Source organism: Cognatiluteimonas weifangensis, from assembly GCF_003416885.1.
Lineage (GTDB): Bacteria > Pseudomonadota > Gammaproteobacteria > Xanthomonadales > Xanthomonadaceae > Cognatiluteimonas > Cognatiluteimonas weifangensis.
In genome coordinates, this window is sequence record NZ_QVPD01000031.1 from 1 (window position 1) to 396 (window position 396).

Genomic DNA, 396 nt, shown 5'->3' on the forward strand with positions numbered 1-396 from the left:
GTTAGGCGGCAATAGACAGCTCGCAAGAACTTGGGGAGTGAAACATGGGCACCTTTGAGTGGATCGTTGTAGTTCTGCTCGTTCTCATCCTGTTCAAGCCCCAAGGCAAGCCGTTCCGCCTTGAGGGCACTGCCTTGAACCTTATGCAGCAGTATGAGAGCCGCTTGATTGCCATTGAGACACATCTCGCGGAGATAGACGCATCAACCAGGTCTGCCAGCGACGACATCGGAGCCATGCGCATCGCTCAACTTCCGGACTATCCGGCCGATCGCCCGTGAGTTGCCGCCTAACAATTCGTTCAAGCCGAACTTGCTTCGCTACACCAACAACGTGGCAGGTAAAGCTTGCCACGTTGTCGGCTACGCTACGCAAGTCGGCTTAACTCAGGCGTTA

Annotated in this window: 1 protein-coding gene; it reads left to right on the forward strand. The window is 55.1% G+C overall.

Going from position 1 to position 396, the window contains the following annotated elements:
• The first annotated feature begins 44 nt into the window (after positions 1-44).
• Positions 45-281: a hypothetical protein gene (locus D0Y53_RS12480; RefSeq protein WP_117203652.1), complete on the forward strand. Its 237-nt coding sequence runs from the start codon at positions 45-47 to the stop codon at positions 279-281.
• Positions 282-396 lie beyond the last annotated feature (115 nt).